This window comes from Acidimicrobiia bacterium (genome assembly GCA_016650365.1).
Classification (GTDB): Bacteria; Actinomycetota; Acidimicrobiia; order Spongiisociales; family JAENVV01; genus JAENVV01.
The window spans coordinates 1-2,214 of the sequence record JAENVV010000221.1 but is presented as its reverse complement, the minus strand read 5'-3'; the positions used below and the strand labels follow the sequence as shown (position 1 = coordinate 2,214).

Below are 2,214 nucleotides of genomic sequence, written 5' to 3'. Positions count from 1 at the left end.
GGAGCAGAAAGTCAGGCAGCCGAATTGGACCGTCAGCTGGAGCTGACCCGGGTGGTAGCCACCGAACGGGCCGTCGACATGTACATCGGAGCACTGGGAAACCATCTTCCGCTGTTTACCGGAGCCGGCTCGCTGTCAGACATGGAGGCAGGGTTGGCGTATCTGCGCGATGCCAGCGACGACGATCAAGCGCTGCTTAATCAGTTGGCAATCTTGGAACGCGATATCGCCCGGATTGAGGCGGACCTGGTAGCAGCCCGGGCCTCCCAGAAAGAGGCGAATGTCAAGCTGGAGGCGACCGCCGAAGAGCTGAACCAGACGCTTGAAGCTGCCCAGTCCCAGTACAACGAGATCTACACCGAATGGCAGGCCCAGGAGGCCGCTCGCCTGGCTGCTGAGCAGGAGCGGCTTCGACTCGCTGAGGCCGCTCGGATCGCCGCCGGAGGCGGCAATAGCAGCGGTGGGGGAGCTCCGCCACCCGTGGTCGTGTCAGGCCGCACGTGCCCCGTCCAGGGCGTGGTGGCCTTTTCCGATACCTGGGGAGCCTCCCGGTCGGGTGGTCGCAGTCACAAGGGGGTCGACATGCTTGCGGCCCGAGGCACCGCTCTCGTCGCGATCGAAGCGGGAACCATATCTCGGATGGGCAACGGTGGCATTGGTGGCATCACGATCTGGTTCAAGGGCGACTCGGGAGATGATTTTTACTATGCCCATCTCGACTCGTTCGCTTCAGGAATATCAAAAGGCCAGCATGTCTCGGCGGGTACCAAGGTCGGGGAAGTGGGAACCACCGGTAACGCTCCCGCCAACGTGCCGCACCTTCATTTCGAGTATCACCCAGGCGGTGGGTCGGCCGTGAACCCGACCCCGCTCGTCCGATCCCTGTGTGGTTGAACCCGGTCCTGCCGCATCGTTGAGTGAGTGGCCTGGCCGTTGCGCAGCGGCGAACATCCAAAACGAGTGAAGGACCGATAACGGAGAATCGGTCCTTCACTGTTTCTTGAGAGCTCCGGAGGGGGAGCATCTCTTTCGGATGACTCCCAACCGGTCCCGTTTCCTTTGGCACGTTCTCTTCTTATATCGGTCAGGAGGGCCGGTCAACTTGGGGGCGGTTTAGAAGTTACTCGGAGTGACTAGTTACCGGTAGCGCTTCGAGCAACTTGGCGATCCGTCCGGTGCAAGTTTCATCCTGGGCGGGCGGCACGATTTCGATGAGACGGGCGGCCGCTTCTCGAAACGCTCGGCCGGAGGGACTGTCGGGGGCGTGAACGACAACCGGTAACCCGTTGTCGCCGCCTGCGACCATCTGCGGGTCGATCGGGATCGAACCGATGAGGGGCACATTGAGAACCTCGGCGAGTTCCGCCCCACCGCCGGATCCGAACAGTTCGTAGATGTCCCCGTGGTCGCACACGAAGTGCGTCATGTTTTCGAGTGCCCCAACCACCGGCATGAACGAGCGACGGGCCATGTCGGCGACCCGGATGGCGACCTTTTGGGCAGCTTGTTGGGGGGTGGTCACCACGATCATCTCGGCCTGGGGAAGGAGTCGGGTGAGGGCCATCTGGACATCACCGGTCCCTGGCGGCATATCGAGGAAGAGGTAGTCGAGTTCACCCCACTCCACTTGTTTGAGGAACTGCTCGAGGGCCTTTGACAGCATAAGGCCCCGCCACATGAGGGCAGTCTCCTCGGACTCGACGATGAGTCCGGTCGATACGACTTTGAGCCCGTAGGCTTCCACCGGGACCAGATTCCGTTCCTCGTTGGCGGTGATTCGTTCCGTGATGTTGAGCATTCGTGGAATCGAGAAGCCCCAAATATCGGCGTCAAGCAATCCGACCCGATATCCCATGGCGGCGGTGGCAAGCGCCAGGTTGGTACTGGCCGATGACTTTCCGACTCCGCCCTTGCCTGAACTCACCGCGATCACCCTGGTCGTCGGCGACAGCTTGGTCGGCTCAGCTCGCTCCCGGACCCGAAAACGGGCGGTTGACATGAGGGCGGCTCGTTGCTGCTTGGTCATGGCGGTCGTACGAATCACGACCCGGGTTACACCGGGCAGGGACCCGACCTTGCGAGTGGTGTCAGATTCGATTTGGTTTCGCATCGGGCATTCGGCGATGGTCAGGGCTAGATCGATCGTGACGACCCCTTCGTCACTCACGTGGACGTCCTGGATCATCCCCAGGTCTACAAGGTCGCTTCCCAATT

At 61.6% G+C, this 2,214-nt stretch carries 2 protein-coding genes; one reads left to right on the top strand and one right to left on the bottom strand.

The genetic code is table 11. The features are described from left to right. Positions 1–894: peptidoglycan DD-metalloendopeptidase family protein (locus tag JJE47_13225; protein ID MBK5268388.1), on the top strand; the 894-nt coding region annotated here is incomplete at its 5' end. Positions 895–1,120: 226 nt separating this feature from the next. Here JJE47_13225 and JJE47_13220 read toward each other — a convergent pair. Beyond that, a partial coding sequence (locus JJE47_13220; GenBank protein MBK5268387.1) for an Mrp/NBP35 family ATP-binding protein occupies positions 1,121–2,214 on the bottom strand: 1,094 nt, incomplete at its 5' end.